The organism is Paraburkholderia sp., from assembly GCF_026225065.1.
Classification (GTDB): domain Bacteria; phylum Pseudomonadota; class Gammaproteobacteria; order Burkholderiales; family Burkholderiaceae; genus Paraburkholderia.
This window is the reverse complement of the sequence record NZ_JAMFSB010000029.1, coordinates 1-16,078: the sequence shown is the minus strand read 5'-3', so window position 1 is coordinate 16,078 and position 16,078 is coordinate 1. Positions and strand designations below refer to the sequence as shown.

The following is a 16,078-nucleotide window of genomic DNA, read 5'->3' as shown; positions in this document are numbered from 1 at the left end:
TCATCATCTGAAGCAACAGTCTTTTGCACGCGCTGTTTCAAACGTGCCTTCGTTGAGCAGCCCTCGTGGCTTGTTCTGTTCGTTCGCTGTCTTCTGATTGGGGTAATTGTGAATCGTCCCAGTGGTCGCGCATCACATTCGATGCGCAAGCGCAGTCATCCGCGTCGCCCTTTGCCTCTTTTCTTCCGCTTGTCCACACCGCGCCGCGCGGCGTCCGCTGTCGCACTGGCCAGCCTCCTGCTGCTCGGCGCCTGCGGTCAGAAGCAGGCCGCCGCGCCCGCGCCGCGGCCCGTGGTCGCGCTCGCCGTTCATGCTAACGGCAGCCCGCTGTCAGCCTCGTTGCCTGGCGAAGTCGAGGCCCGTTACTCGACACCGCTGTCGTTCCGGATTGCCGGCAAGATCACCGAGCGGCATGTGCGTCTTGGCGATACCGTGAAGGTCGGCGAAGTCGTGGCCCGGCTCGACCCGGCCGACGCGCAGAAGAGCGCAGCCAGCGCCCAGGCGCAACTCGATGCCGCACAGCACAGCCTCGTCTACGCGAAGCAGCAACTGGACCGCGATCAGGCCCAGGCGCGCGAGAACCTGATCTCGGCGGCGCAACTCGAGCAGACCACCAATGCGTACGCCTCGGCGCTGTCCCAGCGAGACCAGGCGGCGCAGCAAACCGCGCTGCAGAAGAACCAGTTGCAATACACCGACCTGCCCGCCGATCACGCCGGCGTGATCACCGCCGAACAGGCGCAGACCGGACAGAATGTGTCGGCCGGACAAGCCGTCTACAACCTCGCGTGGAGCGGCGATATCGATGTGGTCGTCGATGTGCCGGAAAGCACGCTTGCCGCGCTCGCGGTCGGCCAGACCGCCAGGGTCACGATGTCGGCGCTGCCGGGGCGCAGCTTCAGCGCCCGCGTGCGCGAGCTGTCGCCTGCTGCCGATCCGCAAAGCCGCACCTACCGTGCGAATCTCACGCTGCTCGATCCAGGCCCGGACGTGCGGCTTGGCATGACCGCCGACGTCGCGCTCACGTCGAGCAACACCGCCGCCCAGCCCGCCACTTCGTTCACGCTGCCCGCCACCGCGCTGTTCCACGATGGCACGGCGCCCGCCGTGTGGGTCGTGCATGAAGGCACCAACGCGCTGGAATTGCGCCGCGTTCAGGTGACACGCTATGACGAGCGCACGATTGCCATCTCCGGCGGCCTGAAAGACGGCGAGCGTGTCGTGCTGCAGGGCGTGCACACGGTCACAGTTGGCGAGACGGTCCATCCGATCGCCCCGCTGCATCCCGAGGACTTCGCTTCATGAGTACTCCGCATGAACATGAAGAGGGACGCTTCAACCTGTCCGCGTGGGCGCTGCGTCATCAGGCGCTCGTCGTATTCCTGATCGCGCTCGCGACCGCGTTCGGGATCCTCGCCTATACGAAGCTCGCGCAATCGGAAGACCCGCCCTTCACGTTCCGCGTGATGGTGATCCAGACCTTCTGGCCTGGTGCAACCGCGCGCCAGGTGCAGGAAGAGGTCACCGACCGCATCGGCCGCAAGCTGCAGGACACGCCTTATATCGACTTCGTGCGCAGTTATTCGCGCCCCGGCGAATCGCTGATGTTCTTCTCGATGAAGGACTCCGCGCCCGTCAAGGACGTGCCGCAAACCTGGTACCAGGTGCGCAAGAAGGTTGGCGATATCGCCGGCACGCTGCCGCAAGGGATTCAGGGGCCGTTCTTCAACGACGAGTTCGGCGACGTCTACACCAATATCTACACGCTCGAAGGCGACGGTTTCTCCGCCGCGCAACTGCACGACTACGCGGACGAATTGCGCACGGTGCTGCTGCGCGTGCCGGGAGTGGCCAAGGTCGATTATTTCGGCGACCCGAACCAGCACGTCTACATCGAGATCGCCAACACGCAGTTGACGCGCCTGAACGTGTCGCCGCAACAGATCGCACAGGCCATCAACTCGCAGAACAGCGTCTCGCCGGCCGGCACGCTGACCACGCTGGACGATCGCGTCTTCGTGCGGCCCACCGGCCAGTTCAAGGACGTCAACGCGCTCGCCGATACGCTGATCCGCATCAACAACCGTTCGTTCCGTCTCGGCGATATTGCGACGATCAAGCGCGGTTACGACGATCCGGTATCCACGCAGATGCGTTACGGCGGCAAAGCCGTGCTAGGCATCGGCGTGACGATGCAACCGGGCGGCGATGTGATCCAGCTCGGCAAGGCGCTCGACAAGCAGTCCGCTACCCTGCGCTCCTATCTGCCAGCCGGGCTCAAGCTCGTCGAAGTGTCGAGCATGCCGAATGCGGTGGCGAAATCGGTGGACGACTTTCTGGAAGCGGTCGCCGAGGCGATCGCAATCGTGCTGGTGGTGAGTCTCGTCTCGCTGGGCGTGCGCACTGGCATGGTGGTCGTGATCTCGATTCCGATCGTGCTCGCGGTCACGGCGCTGTGCATGTATCTGTTCGATATCGGCCTGCACAAGGTCTCGCTCGGCACGCTTGTGCTGGCGCTCGGCTTGCTGGTCGACGACGCGATCATCTCCGTCGAGATGATGTCGGTGAAGCTCGAACAGGGCTGGAGCCGTGCCCGCTCCGCCGCGTTTGCATACACCAGTACCGCGTTTCCGATGCTAACCGGCACTCTGGTCACGGTGTCCGGCTTCCTGCCGATCGCCCTCGCCAAATCAAGCACCGGCGAATACACGCGGTCGATTTTCGAAGTGTCGGCGATTGCGCTGATCGCGTCGTGGCTCGCCGCCGTGGTGTTGATCCCGATGCTCGGTTATCACATGCTGCCAGAGCGCAAACGTCAGGCACATGAAGCGCACGACTACGAACACGACATCTACGACACCCGCTTCTACAAGCGCCTGCGCGGCTGGATTAGCTGGTGCATCGAGCGGCGCTTCGTCGTGCTGACGATCACCGTCGCACTGTTCATCGTCTCGCTGCTCGGTTTTACGCTCGTGCCGCAACAGTTTTTCCCGAGTTCGGACCGGCCCGAGTTGCTGGTCGATGTCCGCCTGCCTGAAGGCGCATCCTTCGAGGCCACCCTGCGCCAGGCACAGCGGCTCGAGAAGGTGATCGAGGGCAGACCGGAGATCGATCACTCGGTGGACTTCGTCGGTAGCGGCGCGCCGCGTTTCTATCTGCCGCTTGACCAGCAATTGCAGCAGCCGAATTTCGCGCAGTTCGTGATCACCGCGAAGTCGGTCAAGGACCGTGAAAAGCTCGCGCAATGGCTCGAGCCGGAATTGCGCAACCACTTCCCGGCCATCCGCACGCGCCTGTCGCGCCTCGAAAACGGGCCGCCGGTCGGCTATCCGGTGCAGTTCCGCGTGAGCGGCGACGATATCGCCACGGTGCGCTCCATCGCCGAACGCGTCGCCACGACGATGCGCGACGACCATCGCACGACCAACGTCCAGTTCGACTGGGACGAGCCGGCCGAGCGCTCGGTGCGCTTCGAGATCGACCAGAAGAAGGCGCGTGAACTGGGCGTCACTTCCGACGACGTGTCGAGCTTCCTCGCCATGACGCTGTCCGGCTATACGGTCACGCAGTACCGTGAGCGCGACAAGCTGATCAGCGTCGATCTGCGCGCGCCGAAGACGGAACGCGTCGATCCGGCGCAACTCGTCACGCTGGGCATGCCTACGCCGAATGGCCCCGTGCCGCTCGGTACGCTCGGCCATATGCGCTATGACCTTGAGTACGGCGTGATCTGGGAACGCGACCGCCAGCCGACCATCACCGTTCAATCGGACGTTATCGGCAACGCGCAAGGCATCGATGTGACCAATAGCGTCGACAAGGCGCTGAGCCAGATCCGCTCGACCCTGCCGGTCGGCTACCGCATCGAACTGGGCGGCTCGGTGGAGGAAAGCGAGAAAGGCCAGACCTCCATCAACGCACAAATGCCGATCATGATCATCGCCGTGCTGACGCTTCTGATGATCCAGCTGCAAAGCTTCGCACGCGTGCTGATGGTGGTGCTGACCGCCCCGCTCGGCCTGATCGGCGTGGTCGCCACGCTGCTGCTGTTCGGCCAGCCGTTCGGCTTCGTGGCGATGCTCGGGGTAATCGCGATGTTCGGCATCATCATGCGCAACTCGGTGATTCTGGTCGATCAGATCGAGCAGGATATCGCCGCCGGTCACAAACGCTTCGATGCGATCGTCGGTGCAACCGTGCGGCGTTTCCGGCCCATTACGCTGACCGCGGCAGCGGCCGTGCTGGCGCTGATTCCGTTGCTGAGCTCGAACTTCTTCGGGCCGATGGCCACCGCGCTGATGGGCGGCATCACGAGCGCCACCGTGCTGACGCTGTTCTATCTGCCTGCGCTCTACGCAACTTCATTCAGGGTGCGCAGCGATGAACGCGAACCGCCGGCAGCCTCGACGCAAGCGTCGCATTCGGGAAATTGACCATGACTCATTCCGTCTTCAAACGTGTCAGGCAGGCCCGCACGCTAGCGGTAAGCGGCGGCGCACTCGCGCTCGCGGCCTGCTCGTTCGGCCCGAACGGCAACCCGCCAGCGGTGCCGCAACCGGCTCACTACGGCGCCGAGCCGCAGGTCTCTGAAACGGTGCCCGCGCAGGGCATCGCCCAGCAGTTCGTGGTGGGCGCCAAGCCGGTGCCGACGTGGTGGCGTCTGTATCAATCGGACGACCTGAACGCGCTGGTCGATGAAGGCCTGCGCAACAGCCCCACCCTCGCCGCCACCGACAAGAGCCTGACCGCGGCGCGCGAACAGTTGCGCGCGCAGGTCGGCAGTTCGATGCTGCCCACCATTGATGGCGTGGCCCAACCGGCCCGGCAGCGCGCGCTGGGGATTCCGGAAGAAGGACCGAACACGTTCCTTTACAACACGTTCGTCGGCCAGTTGCAGGCGCACTACACGATCGACCTGTTTGGCGCTTCACGGCTTGCCAACGCCGCGCTCGCTTCGCGGGTGAACGTGCAGGTCTTTCAACTGGAATCGGCGCGACGTGCGCTGGCAGCCAACATCGTGACGGCAGCCATCACCTCCGCCGCACTGCATGCGCAGATCGACACCACCGAGCGGCTCATCACGCTCGCGAACGACGACGCCCGGGACACAGCGCGGCGCTATACGCTCGGCGCGGTATCGCACGCCGATATGCTGAATGCGCAACAGAGTGCGGCATCGTTGGCGGCCAGCTTGCCGGGCCTGCAGCAACAGTGGGTGAGCACGCGGCATGCGCTCGCCGTGCTGATTGGACGCACGCCCGACGCCGCGCCGCCCGATCTCGATCTGGCACAGTTGCGTGTGCCTGAGCAGGTGCCGGTGGTCGTGCCGTCGGAGTTACTGCGCGCGCGCCCGGACATCCAGGCAGCGGATGCTGCGGTCAAGGCAGCCGCAGCGGATGTGGGTGTGGCCACCGCACAGATGTATCCGAGCCTGTCGCTCACTGCATCGATGGGACAAGGCGGCTTTAGCTGGCCACTGGCGCTTTCCGGCGCGGGCGCCATCTGGGCCGTAGCGGGCCCGCTCTCGCAGCCGATCTTCCATGGCGGCGCGCTGTTTGCACAACGCCGCGCGGCGATGGCGACTTACGACGCGGCCACGGACCAGTACAAGCAGACGGTGCTGACGGCGTTCCAGAATGTCGCCGATACGCTGGCTGCGCTCGAGCACGATGCGCAGGCGCTCGACGCCTCAAATGTGGCAGCACGGGCGGCACAGGGAATTTCCGATGAGACGGCGGCACGTTACCGTCTGGGCGCGGTGCCCGTGTCGGCGGCACGCTCGAGCGAGCAGCAGTTTCGCAACGCGCGGCTCGATGAGATCCGCTATACCGGTGCACGATTGACCGATACCGCGGCGCTGTTTCAGGCAATGGGGACGCCGCCGGTAGATGAGGCTGGGGCGGCTGGGTCTACGGAAACAACGGGGGCTTCTGGCGCGACTGGAGGAACCACGGGTGCTGGTGCGGCTCCGGCGGCGGCAGTGCTCACACCAGCGCCAGTCTCGAGCTTGCAGCCGTCAGGCGGCCCCGCGCCAGGCTAAACCTCAATACACCGCCGGCTCTCCCACGGGCCGGTGCTTGAAACGCTTATGCACCCAGTAATATTGGGCCGGAATCCGGCGCACCTGGGTTTCGAGGAACTCGGTGATACGACGTGCATCGACAGTCGCATCGGCTGAAGGAAAATCGCTTAGTTCTTCGAAGATTGTCAGCTTGTAGCCACGGTAATCCGGCAACACCTCGGTGACGAACGGCACAACCCGCGCATTGCCCGCCTTGGCGAGGCGCGACACCGAAGTCAACGTACACGCCGGCACCCCGAAAAACGGTACGAACACCGAGTCGCGCAAACCGAAATCCATATCGGCCGCCAGCATTACCGGCTTGCCTTCGCGCAGCACGCGCAGCGCGCGGCGCACACTGTCGCTGCGCGGAATCATCTCGGTGCCGAAGCGGCCGCGCTGGCGCTTGGCCATCGCATCGAACAGCACGTTCGACATCGGCGTGTACAACGAAGCGACCGGATGACGCGTCGAGTACATCATGCAACCGGCCTCGATCCCCACGAAGTGAAAGCCGAGGAAAATCGTCGGCCGCGAGTGCGCTTCCGCCAGGTCGATCGCGCTCTCCACTTCGACCAGACGCGAAATCGCCGCCGCGTTGCCGAACCACTGCGGCCCACGCTCGACGTAACTGCGGATCACATGACGAAAGTGTGCGCGCGCAAGGCGATCGCGCTCCTCATCGCCCATGTCCGGAAAACAGAGTTTCAGATTGGTATGCACGACGCGGCGGCGTGTGCTCGGAATGCGGTATAGCAGGCCGCCAAGTCCGTTGCCCACGCGGGCAACTACGCCATATGGCAGGAGCGCGAACATGCGCAGCAATCCTGTCATCAGATAGATGAGTATTCGGCTTTTCACGAGAGGGATCCCGGTTGAGAGCGGTGTAGCGAACACCTCGTCCTGGCACGCCTGAGCGGAGGGGGCGAAGTGGCATGCGCGCGCATCAAAACCGGGTACCGCGCTGCGCTTGGGTAAAAAAGCGGGAGGTCTCGCGTTTCGGCGAGACGAGAGCTTACAAATTAGGTACGAATACTAAACCGTATTTGACCGGACCAGGGCGTCGCAAGGTAGAAATTACATTACACCGTATTTAGTCAGCGCCGGCCGGAGGGGGTTAAGGGGTACATTTGCGGGCGGGCGAGACCCGCGAATCCGGGCATTGGGCGCCCGGATTCGCCCGCTCCATCAGGGTTTGTTCGATTCGAACAGGTTCATGATCTGCTGCTTTTCGCTCGACGACACGTCCGGTGGCGTCATCCCCGCTGGACCGACGCCCCCGACGGCGTCGCTTGCACCGGCCAGCGGATTGGCCGAGTCGAGGCCGATGCTGGCCACAAAGCCGTTGCCCGGCGTCATGTCCGTGTAGAACAGTTCACCGTCGACGCTCGTGACCGTATCGGGCATGGCCGGCTCGGCCTGCGGCACGCCGCGCAACGCGTGCCCCATATAGTCAACCCAGATCGGCAACGCGAGCTGCGCGCCGAATTCGCGGCTGCCGAGACTCTTCGGCTGGTCGTAGCCCATCCACGCCACCGCGACCAACGATTGCTGGTAGCCGGCGAACCAGCCGTCCTTGGCGTCGTTCGTCGTACCGGTCTTGCCCTGCAGGTCCGAACGCTTCAGCACGTTGGTGCCCGCGCCGGTACCGGCCGTGGCCACCGAGTGCAGCAGACTGTTCATGATGTACGCGTTACGCGGATCGATCGTGCGCGGTGCATCGCGGCCTGCCGTGAGCGGTTGTGCCTTCGAAATCGCCACGCCGCGCGGGTCGGTCACTTCGTTGATCAGGTACGGATTAATCCGGTAGCCGCCGTTCGCGAACACCGAATACGCACCGGCCGATTGCAGCGGCGTAACGAGGCCTGCACCGAGCGCCATTGGCAGATACGGCGGAGTCTTGTCGGCGTCGAAGCCGAAACGCTGTGTGACGAAATCCTGCGCGTACTTCGTGCCGATGAACGACAGGATGCGGATCGACACCAGGTTCTTCGATTTTTCCAGCGCAACGCGCATCGGCATCGGACCGTCCGGCTGGTCGTCGTCCTTCGGCTCCCACGGGTCGCCGCCCGGGCTGCTAGGCGGGAAATAGAGCGGCGCGTCGTTGATGATCGTCGCCGGTCCGAGACCCTTGTCGAGCGAGGCCGAATAGATAAACGGCTTGAAGCTCGAACCCGGCTGGCGCCATGCCTGGGTGATGTGATTGAACTTGTTCTTGTTGAAGTCGAAGCCGCCGATCAGCGCGCGAATCGCCCCGTCCTGCGGCGTGAGCGACACCAGCGCGCCCTCCACCTGCGGCAATTGCGTGATCTGCCAGTTGCCCTTGTCGTCCGCCACGAGACGGATGATCGAGCCCGGCTTGATGCGTTGCGCCGCCGTGGCGCGTGGACCCAACGCGGCCGCCACGAACTTCAGGCCGTCGCCGTTGATGGTCGCCTCGGTACCGTCGAGGAATTGCGCCTGCACTTCCTTCGGACTGGACGCCGTCACCACTGCTGCGACGATCTCGCCGTTATCAGGGTGATCGGTCAGCGCGTCGTCGATGGCCTGGTCACGGTCGTCGCCCGGCGGCGGCAGGTCGACATTGCCTTCCGGACCGCGATAGCCGTGGCGGCGTTCATAGTCCATCACGCCCTTGCGCACCGCGTGGTAGGCGGCGTCCTGATCCGCGGAATCGATCGTGGTGATCACGTTCAGACCACGCGTATAGGTTTCGTCCTTGTACTGCGCGTACATCATTTGACGGACCATTTCCGCCACATACTCGGCATGGACGCTGTACTCATTGCCCGGATTCTTGGTGCGAATCTCTTCCTTGATCGCTTCGTCGTACTGTTCCTGCGTGATGTACTTCAGATCCAGCATTCGCTTGAGGATGTATTCCTGACGGATCTTCGCGCGCTTCGGATTGACGACCGGGTTATACGCCGACGGCGCCTTCGGCAGGCCCGCCAGCATCGCGCACTCGGCGAGCGACAGGTCTTTCAGATCCTTGCCGAAATACACACGCGCCGCCGCGGAGAAACCGTACGCGCGCTCGCCCAGATAAATCTGGTTCATGTACAACTCGAGGATCTGGTCTTTCGTCAGCGCGCGCTCGATCTTGTATGCAAGCAGCATTTCATACACTTTACGGGTGTAGGTCTTCTCGCTCGACAGGAAGAAGTTACGCGCCACCTGCATCGTGATCGTGCTCGCGCCCTGCGACGCGCCGCCGTGCAGCAGGTCGGTAGAACCGGCCCGCAGGATGCCGACGAAGTCGACGCCGCCGTGCTCGTAGAAGCGATAGTCTTCGATCGCGAGCACCGCTTTTTTCATCTGGTCCGGAATGTCCTGGAAGCGCACGAGGTTGCGCCGCTCTTCGCCGAATTCCCCGATCAGCACGTGATCTGCGGTGTAGACGCGCAGGGGCACCTTCGGACGATAGTCGGTGAGCGCCTCGAGCGACGGCAACTGCGGCCCCATGACGACAAGCGCATAGCCGACGATCAGCGCACCGACGACCAGCAGGGTCGCAACGAGGCCGACGAATGTCAGCAGGATGCGCCCAACGAGCGAGCGGCGGCCCGGTTCGTCGCGCGAAGCGTCATTGCGTCCTGAGTTGCGGTGGTAGGGATCCCGGTCGTCACCACCCGGAGAATTTGAGGATTGCGGTCGTTTGATGATTGGCATGACTCGAATAGTTGGCGCATGACTGCACGCCTTTATGCGGGCGGCAATTGCCGCCGCACGGCCTTACGCCCCCGGCTGGCCGCACGGCGCGTCCGGATAGGACCGGCCCAAAGGGGGCCCGCGCAACGTAACAGCGCATTTTAAAGAAATCAAGCGCAGTCCAAGGTGATTTTTTTGTAAGAATTCCCTTCGGGATTCTTCTCCGAAGCGTGCTGGCGTACGGCTGCGCGGGGAATCGCGGTTATCAACAGAAATTGTTCATAGAGCTGTGGACAAAGCCACTTGAAACGTTTCAACCCTTTGATGTCACGGGATTTTCATGCGGCGCACGTTTCACATCGGGGCAACTCGCCTTATGATGGACTCGTCGCGCGGGGAAAGCGCGGCCGCGCGCCAAATCAGGCGTTCGACGCCACAACAAGTACGCGAGCAGACTATGAACAAGCCCAGCGAACGCATCGTCGTATTCGTCACACCCGCCCAGAAACGCGCGATTGCCGCCAGCGCAGAAAAACTCGGCATCAGCGTTAGCGAACTGATGCGGCGTGCCGTGCTGAGTTTTGGCGCCACCAGCGAACAGGTCAAGGCGGCAAGCATCGTCGACAGGCTGCGTGCGCCGCGTGAACCGGATGCGCTCAACGCAGCGCTGGAGCGGGTTGCGCGCGGTACCCGCAACGCTCGCGCCGCCCTGCCCGACGTGCTGAAGAAAGACGAAAAAGACGCTGGTGCGCCCGCGGCAACGGAGCCGGAAGCGGCCAGCGAGCCCCTGCTGCCGGCGGACGTGCTTGCGGCGCTGGTGCGCACGCCGGAAGAAGAACAGGCGTTGGCCGACGCCCAGGCAGTGGCGCGTGTCACCGCAGCTGAAGCGGCCGCAATTGCGCACTCTGCCGACCCAGGCGGGCAGACCGGCCTGCCGCCTCCTGTTGCGCCCCTCGCGCCGCGCACGCGGGTGCGCGTGCGCATCAATACCACGCCCGACGATGACGATCCGCGCAACGACCCAACTCCCGAAGACGGCCGCTTTGCGTGAACGTCACGGCACCATGCGGTTCGATGCATTTCGCTTCGTCTTCACACAACGTTGAAATATTCCGCTGGCGTTTGCGCGGAATCGACGTTTGAAACTCTGCGGAACCGACCTTTTAAGGCGGTTTTAAGACATCCTATGGTGTAATCTTTGCGAGCTGCTGAGCTGCATGGTTTGCACGAGGTCGATTGCCCCACTGGCGCAACACAGCGGTTGAACAATTTGCGGCGCTGCTATTGCATTTCGCACGCGTGCCCCGACTTCCGCACCGGTTGCCCGCGCAATACCGCGATGGGCAGCGTAAACTAGTGGTCACAAGTGGTCGAACGCGCCAGCTACTCAGCGCCGATTTCATTTTACGGAGGTATACATGTCGCTATTTGACAGCATCTCGCGCACGCTCAAAGGTCTCCTGAACGACGCTGCCGATTCCGTGCAGGATCCGTCGCGCGATTCGCGCCAGATCGTGCGTGAGCTCGACGAGAGCATCGCAAAGGCCGAAAACTCGCTGATCGAGATTCAGGCCCAGGTGGCCACCCAGCAAAGCAAGCGCGACGTTGCCGCCGACAAGGCGAAGAAGTACGAAGACGGCGCCAAGCGCGCGCTGCAATCGGGTGACGAAGCACTCGCCCGCGAAGCGCTCGGCGCGCAGTCCACCGCTGAAACGGAACGCGATGCGCTGGCGCGAGAACTCTCGACGCTCGAGCCGTCGGTCGATCAGTTGAAGAGCCAGATCGAAGACATGCGTGGCCGTCGCAACGACCTCGCTTCGCGCTCGAGCATTCTGCAGGCCAAGCAGGAAATCGCTCAGGCCAAAGACGTCGCCGCAACGGCGCTGGGCGGCATCGGCGGACGCAATCTGTCCGAGGACTTCCAGAAGCTCGAAGACAAGGTCGCGTTGTCGAATGCGCGCTCCGACGCTCGGCTGAATTCCGCAGACGTGAAGAGCGGCAAGGCGCTCGACGACAAGCTCGCCGAGCTCAATCGCGGCCCGTCGGTCGAGGACCGCCTCGAAGCGTTGAAGAAGCAATTGAACACGCCGGCTCAGTAAGACGTCGTCAAGCAGTGCACCGGATGTGACGCAGCGCCCGGCAATCGTGCGGCGCTGCGTGTCACACCGGAGAATCGATTGACATGGAGACGGGTGTAAAGCCATCCGGTCCGACACATGAAAAAATTTCTCGCAGCCGCATTCGCGTCGCTGATGCTGATCTCCACGGCGGCTTTCGCCGTGCCGACAGCGCAGCAGATCGAATCCGCCATGTCGCAAGGCAACTGGCAACAGGCGGACGCAGGGCTCACCGAAGTGCTGCAGGCCCATCCGGACAATGCGCGCGCGCATTATCTGTACGCCCAGGTGCTCGATCGCGAAGGCCGCGCCGGCGATGCACTCGCGCAGATCCAGCAGGCCAAGACGCTCGATCCGCAAATCCGCTTCACCGACCCTACGCGCTTCGCGCAGACCGAAGCGCGTATCCGCCGCGACGCGGAACGTACTGGCACGGCAACGGGCCATACCACCAATCCGTTTGCGCAACAAAACACGGCGGTACAGCAGTCGGCCATGGCGCCGCAAGCACCTGAACGGCATGGTCCGGGCATGGGCCTGTGGATCGGCATCATTGTCCTGATCGGTGCGATTGCGCTGGTGCTGCGCTGGACGTTGCGCCGCGCCCGCACGCAGGACGATTCACGCGCCGACGACGATCGCCGCACTCAGCTCAAGCGCGCTACCGAACTGCTTAACGCAGTGCGCTCGCTGAAGCTCGACGTGAAGCTCTCTACGTTGCCGGGACATGAGGCGCTCGCGCGGGAAGTGGAAGGCACGGAAGACCAGTTGCGCGGTGTTGTTGAAGGGCTCTCCAGCGGCAAGAATCCGTTGCCGCCGTATCAGCTCGACGAACTCGATCAGCGCGTTGCCAGCCTGAAGGCGCGTGCAGAAGGCCGCCCCGACCCCTACGCGGCGGCGCCTGCTGGATCCGGCGACTCGGCGTACGCGCGTGAAGCTGATCGTTTCGGCAATCCGCCGCAAGCACCTTACCCTTACCCGCAGCAGCAACCGCCTCAGGTTATCGTGCAGCAAGGTGGCGGCTTTGGCGGCGGGATGGGCGGACTGCTGACCGGCGTGCTGCTCGGCGAGGCGCTCAATTCAGGTCGTGAGCGCGAAGTGATCGTCGAGGACGACGAAAGCCGTCGCCGTCGTGATGACGGCAATAACGGCAACAACGATGGCGGTCTCGATTTCGGCCAGGGGTCGAGCAACTGGGACGACGGCAGCGGGGGTGGCGGTGTCGATATGGGCAACGACGACTCGGGCGGCTGGAGCGATACCTGATCCAGACACGCGGGAACGCGGGCATGCACGCGCAGCGTAGTCTCTCGCTTCGTTGCAGACATACCCAACACCTATGAAAAACAGGCTCCATGCATCATGCATCGAGCCTGTTTTTTTATGCGCGACGTGGATGCGATGCGGCCGGCGATGCGATCGGATGCGCAGAACGCAGCTTGATTTTCATGCGCCGATGGAAAGCGGCTGCTGATGTTGCTCGAGCACGGTCGCACCGGCGAACAATCGGACAATGAAGCGTTCCGAATAATCGATCAGCGCCTCGCGATGAGTTGCCGTGCCAATGTACTCATGCGACAGATGGAACAGTTGCAGCACGATCTGCGTGCAGACTTCGTCGATCGTAGTCCGCGACAGGGCAGGCATCAGCTTGAGTTGCACGACATCGTCGGCCATTTCAGCCGATACCTCGTGGAGGTTCGCGCGCACCGCATCGCGTAACGCCGGCGAGGTGCCGTGATACTCCGCGAGCGCGCTCAAGAACGCTTCGCGGTTATCGAGTGCGAACGCAAAAAACGCCGCGCAGGCACGACGCGGCACGCTATGCGGTTCGTCATGCGCGGCAAGCCAGCGCTCGCGTCGCAGCATCGGCCGCAGACGCCGGCTTACCCACTCCACCGCTTCACGGGCCAGATCGTCGAGCGTATCGAAATGCCGGTAGAACGTGTTGGGATTCAAACCGGCCTCGCGCGCCACTTCACGCAAACCGAGCGACGCAAAGCTGCGGCCGCCGGCCGTCAGGCGAAGGGCCGCTTCGATCAGCCGGCGCTTGCCGGGGGCGAGATCAAGATCGGGATCCGGAGTGGGTTCCATGGGCGATTGAAGGAAAACTCGCTTAACTCGCGAAATGCTCAAAACACGCCGTAGCGCGGCGCGGCGCCGGTACGCAGGCCAATGTCCGCACTGTAAACGATCTTGACGCGAGGTGCACAGTTGTCTACTCTGCGGATTAACCGAGGTAGACAACTGTAGACGTGCGCCACTTTTTTCACTTTCCTAAGTGTCACAAGAAGAATCAGACGCAGAGCTACATCGGCGCTTTCGAACTCAAATAATCAGGGAGATACGCATGGCGAGCCTCGACACCGCTTCTCACACCCAGAGCGTGCCATTGCCGCCCCGCTCGCTCGCCGCACGCCTCGGTATCAGCAGCGTGCCGCGCGACGAACTGCGGCGGCGCTACACGCAGCGCGGCTCAAAGTTCGTCAGCATCATGGGCGCCGACGTTCACTATGTCGATGAAGGCAGCGGCGAGTTGCTGGTGATGATTCACGGCTTCGCCTCTTCGCTGCATACCTGGGACCGGGTCGCCGAAGACCTGGCGCGCAATTACCGCGTGATCCGTCTCGACCTGCCGCCATTCGGCGTGACGGGACCGCTGCGCTCCCCGTCCGGCGAGATCGAGACGATGAATCTGCCGATGTACCGGCGCTTCATCGATACGTTCATGCAGGCGCTTGGTCTCGATACCCACCGCGTGACACTGATCGGCAACTCTCTCGGCGGTCTGATCTCGTGGGATTACACGGTGCGGCATCGCGATGCGGTCGAGCGGCTTGTGCTGATCGATGCGGCGGGTTTTCCGATGAAGCTGCCGATCTACATTGGGCTCTTCAACAGTGCACTGGTTCGGATGAGCGCACCGTGGTGGCTGCCCGAGCAGATTATCAAAAGCGCGGTGCGCAACGTCTATGGCGATCCGCGCAAGCTGGCGGCACCCGTGCTGCGGCGCTATATCGAGTTCTTTCACGGAGAAGGCACACGCGCGGCGATCGGCAAGATGGTGCCAACGCTCGATTTCGCCGACCTAGACACAAACGTGCTGAAAACGCTCGACGTACCGTCGCTAGTCTTGTGGGGTGCGAAGGACCGCTGGATTCCTCCCGCTCATGCTGCCGAATTTGCGCAGCGCATTCCCGGCGCGCAGGCAGTCATGTACGCGGGACTCGGCCATATCCCGATGGAGGAAGACCCGGCGCGGGTGCTGGACGATTTGCGAGCGTTCCTCGCGAAGCAAACCGTTCGTACCAGGCCGGTAACAGCGTGACAGGCGGTCGTCAGAACTTCGCCGTGCGCGCCGCCGGTAAGGCGGGCGGGCAGAATCACAATGCGCGCTTCACAGCCACGCGCCTGGACCCAAACCGTCACGGGTTCTCCGCGGTGTATCCCGCATAAACACACGTCGTATAGCCAAACTCGACCATGCCGTTGTGCGCCGTGCGATCGAACAGATCGCGCAACGCAACCAGCAATGGCTCGTGATTCGGATGGCCCACCTTGGGCGCATAGGACGACGACATCAGGCGGCCTTTGAGCCCATCGAAATCGAGCCGCTGCAGGTTCGGGAAGCTCCCCTTGTGCGAAAACGCATGGCCGAACCACGCGGCCATCGCCGCGTCGTCGGGGTAACGCTCAGCGACTTCCGTGTAATCGACGCCGTACTGCCTAAGCAGCACCTCATAGCCCGCGAGGAACGGCGACCCATCGAGCAGGCGGCTGTTCCAGAACAACGCCACCCTGCCCTGCGGCCTGAGAATGCGCGCGAACTCGCGCCGTGTCGTGAGGGGATCGAACCAGTGGAAGGCCTGGGCGGCGATCACCAGATCGACACTGGCGTCGTCGAGCGTGGTCGCCTCCGCGGTGCCGGCGACGCTGCGAAAGTTATCGTAAGGCGCGAGCCACGCGTTCGCGGCCGCACGCATGGCCTGATTGGGTTCGACCGCGACTACCGGATGGCCCGCATCGAGAAAGAGCCGCGCGGAGATCCCCGTGCCCGCGCCGATATCGGCAACCTGCGCGCTGGGTGCGACCCCGCAGGTTTCATGCAGGAAGCTCACCACTTCCTGCGGATAGCTGGGCCGGTACTTGACGTAGTCGGCGACGCGATCGGTGAAGCGCTGCGTGGAATCGGTCATGAGAGAAACCTGTGCCGGTGGGAAAGGAGTTCTAAGTTACCTGAGTTCGCGGT

At 63.3% G+C, this 16,078-nt stretch carries 11 protein-coding genes; 7 read left to right on the top strand and 4 right to left on the bottom strand.

Going from position 1 to position 16,078, the window contains the following annotated elements; translation table 11 throughout:
• Nucleotides 1–141: 141 nt before the first annotated feature.
• Genes M0954_RS02110 through M0954_RS02100 form a run of 3 tightly spaced genes read left to right on the top strand, consistent with a single transcriptional unit; the run spans nt 142 to nt 6,040 of the window.
• The gene (locus M0954_RS02110; RefSeq protein ID WP_297351371.1) at nt 142–1,305 is read left to right on the top strand and encodes an efflux RND transporter periplasmic adaptor subunit; all 1,164 of its coding nucleotides are present in this window, start codon (nt 142–144) and stop codon (nt 1,303–1,305) included.
• Nucleotides 1,302–4,433 (top strand): efflux RND transporter permease subunit, encoded by a 3,132-nt coding sequence (locus tag M0954_RS02105; protein ID WP_297351369.1) that lies wholly within the window; start codon nt 1,302–1,304, stop codon nt 4,431–4,433. Before M0954_RS02110 ends, M0954_RS02105 begins: the two co-directional genes overlap by 4 nt.
• Before the next feature lie 2 nt (nt 4,434–4,435).
• Nucleotides 4,436–6,040 carry an efflux transporter outer membrane subunit gene (locus tag M0954_RS02100; RefSeq protein ID WP_297351367.1) on the top strand — a complete coding sequence of 535 codons (1,605 nt, stop codon included), beginning with the start codon at nt 4,436–4,438 and terminating at the stop codon, nt 6,038–6,040.
• Nucleotides 6,041–6,043: 3 nt separating this feature from the next.
• Here M0954_RS02100 and M0954_RS02095 read toward each other — a convergent pair whose 3' ends face one another.
• Together M0954_RS02095 and M0954_RS02090 are read right to left on the bottom strand one after the other, a co-directional pair.
• Nucleotides 6,044–6,922 carry a lipid A biosynthesis lauroyl acyltransferase gene (locus tag M0954_RS02095; protein WP_122155028.1) on the bottom strand — a complete coding sequence of 293 codons (879 nt, stop codon included), beginning with the start codon at nt 6,920–6,922 and terminating at the stop codon, nt 6,044–6,046.
• A 327-nt stretch (nt 6,923–7,249) separates the two neighbouring features.
• A complete protein-coding gene (locus tag M0954_RS02090) occupies nt 7,250–9,733 on the bottom strand; it encodes a penicillin-binding protein 1A (RefSeq protein WP_122155029.1) in 2,484 nt (827 codons plus the stop codon).
• A gap of 436 nt (nt 9,734–10,169) precedes the next feature.
• Between M0954_RS02090 and M0954_RS02085 the strand changes: the two genes are divergently transcribed.
• The 3 genes from M0954_RS02085 (at nt 10,170) to M0954_RS02075 (ending at nt 13,095) form a co-directional block, all read left to right on the top strand.
• On the top strand, nt 10,170–10,763 hold the full coding sequence (locus M0954_RS02085) for a hypothetical protein (protein WP_297351365.1): 594 nt from the start codon (nt 10,170–10,172) through the stop codon (nt 10,761–10,763).
• 367 nt (nt 10,764–11,130) lie between these two features.
• Nucleotides 11,131–11,811, top strand: a complete 681-nt coding sequence (locus tag M0954_RS02080) for a PspA/IM30 family protein (RefSeq protein WP_122155030.1) — start codon at nt 11,131–11,133, stop codon at nt 11,809–11,811.
• 117 nt (nt 11,812–11,928) lie between these two features.
• Complete coding sequence (locus M0954_RS02075) at nt 11,929–13,095, top strand: tetratricopeptide repeat protein (protein ID WP_297351363.1); 1,167 nt, start codon at nt 11,929–11,931, stop codon at nt 13,093–13,095.
• A 180-nt stretch (nt 13,096–13,275) separates the two neighbouring features.
• Here M0954_RS02075 and M0954_RS02070 read toward each other — a convergent pair whose 3' ends face one another.
• Nucleotides 13,276–13,923 carry a TetR family transcriptional regulator gene (locus M0954_RS02070; RefSeq protein ID WP_297351361.1) on the bottom strand — a complete coding sequence of 216 codons (648 nt, stop codon included), beginning with the start codon at nt 13,921–13,923 and terminating at the stop codon, nt 13,276–13,278.
• 256 nt (nt 13,924–14,179) lie between these two features.
• Here M0954_RS02070 and M0954_RS02065 point away from each other — a divergent pair, with 256 nt between their 5' ends.
• Nucleotides 14,180–15,157, top strand: coding sequence for an alpha/beta hydrolase (locus tag M0954_RS02065; protein WP_297351359.1), 978 nt, complete (start codon nt 14,180–14,182; stop codon nt 15,155–15,157).
• Nucleotides 15,158–15,254: 97 nt separating this feature from the next.
• On the opposite strand, the gene M0954_RS02060 is transcribed toward M0954_RS02065, so the two are convergent.
• Nucleotides 15,255–16,025 carry a class I SAM-dependent methyltransferase gene (locus tag M0954_RS02060; RefSeq protein ID WP_297351357.1) on the bottom strand — a complete coding sequence of 257 codons (771 nt, stop codon included), beginning with the start codon at nt 16,023–16,025 and terminating at the stop codon, nt 15,255–15,257.
• Nucleotides 16,026–16,078: the final 53 nt, after the last annotated feature.

Bases quoted from the DNA above. Each gene is read 5' to 3' on its own strand.
- M0954_RS02110 (WP_297351371.1), top strand. From the start codon at position 142: ATGCGCAAGCGCAGTCATCCGCGTCGCCCTTTGCCTCTTTTCTTCCGC.
- M0954_RS02105 (WP_297351369.1), top strand. From the start codon at position 1,302: ATGAGTACTCCGCATGAACATGAAGAGGGACGCTTCAACCTGTCCGCG.
- M0954_RS02100 (WP_297351367.1), top strand. From the start codon at position 4,436: ATGACTCATTCCGTCTTCAAACGTGTCAGGCAGGCCCGCACGCTAGCG.
- M0954_RS02090 (WP_122155029.1), bottom strand. From the start codon at position 9,733: ATGCCAATCATCAAACGACCGCAATCCTCAAATTCTCCGGGTGGTGAC.
- M0954_RS02085 (WP_297351365.1), top strand. From the start codon at position 10,170: ATGAACAAGCCCAGCGAACGCATCGTCGTATTCGTCACACCCGCCCAG.
- M0954_RS02080 (WP_122155030.1), top strand. From the start codon at position 11,131: ATGTCGCTATTTGACAGCATCTCGCGCACGCTCAAAGGTCTCCTGAAC.
- M0954_RS02075 (WP_297351363.1), top strand. From the start codon at position 11,929: ATGAAAAAATTTCTCGCAGCCGCATTCGCGTCGCTGATGCTGATCTCC.
- M0954_RS02070 (WP_297351361.1), bottom strand. From the start codon at position 13,923: ATGGAACCCACTCCGGATCCCGATCTTGATCTCGCCCCCGGCAAGCGC.
- M0954_RS02065 (WP_297351359.1), top strand. From the start codon at position 14,180: ATGGCGAGCCTCGACACCGCTTCTCACACCCAGAGCGTGCCATTGCCG.
- M0954_RS02060 (WP_297351357.1), bottom strand. From the start codon at position 16,025: ATGACCGATTCCACGCAGCGCTTCACCGATCGCGTCGCCGACTACGTC.